The sequence below is a fragment of the Pseudomonas sp. 05N433 genome, from assembly GCF_056396925.1.
Window position 1 is genome coordinate 1 of sequence record NZ_JBFTML010000151.1, and the last position, 578, is coordinate 578.

The window sequence follows — 578 nt, forward strand, 5'->3', positions numbered from 1 at the left end:
ACCAACCAGCTACGCCACTTTCTCCATGGCGGCCAACGTTGAGCGCCTGACGTATACCGGGGCGGCAGCCTTTACCGGTTACGGCAACGCCAGCGACAACATCATCAGCGGCGGTGCCGGTAATGACGTGCTGTTTGGTGGCGGCGGTGCAGAYCAGTTYTTYGGCGGCGCCGGTATGGACACTGTCGGCTACACCGACAGCACCGTGGCGGTGAACCTCAACCTGAAAACTGGCGTGCACTCCGGGATCGCGGCAGGYGACACCTTCACCGACATCGAAATGATCCGTGGCTCCAGCTACAACGACACCTTTGTCGCCGATGATCGGGTGATGGGCTTCGACGGSGGCGCGGGGATCGACACGGTCGACTACTCGACGTCTGCCGAAGCGATCAACGTCGATATCCGTACCGGCGGCGGGCGCCCCGGMATYGGTGGTGACGCGCAAGGCGACACCCTGGTCAACATCGAAAAGGTCATCGGTACGGGGTTCAACGACACGTTCAACGTTGACCTGAGCACCGTGACCCTTGATGGGGGCGCGGGTGATGATGTCTACATCATCAACGGTTCTGGCG

Annotated in this window: 1 pseudogene; it reads left to right on the plus strand. The window is 61.5% G+C overall.

The annotated features are described in order from the left end of the window. A pseudogene (locus AC1DIS_RS30115) lies at window positions 1–578 on the plus strand (beta strand repeat-containing protein); the annotation flags it as partial.